The organism is Bradyrhizobium sp. KZN70725 (assembly GCF_055264925.1).
On record NZ_JBUYWT010000243.1, the window covers coordinates 1 to 217 of the forward strand.

The 217-nt window shown below is 60.4% G+C and carries 1 pseudogene; it reads right to left on the reverse strand.

Annotated features, from left to right (window positions below):
• Positions 1–123: 123 nt before the first annotated feature.
• Positions 124–217 (reverse strand): annotated as a pseudogene (locus ACZBJS_RS42905) (IS5/IS1182 family transposase); the annotation flags it as partial.

Here is a 217-nt window from a genome sequence, read left to right on the forward strand (position 1 = left end):
GCGACGCCGCTTGAGCGTCGCGCTCCTCGGCCGCATGCAAAGGTGTCCTTGCTGCATCCGGCTCATCAAAGGGCGCGACCCGCCGATCCACTTATGACACAGTAAGACTAGGTGGTGTGGACACTAGCGCATCCATAGAACAATGGCAGCGAGAGTGACGACGGCCCGGTAATTCCGGGCCGTTTTTTCGAAGCGGGTTGCGACACGTCGGAACTGC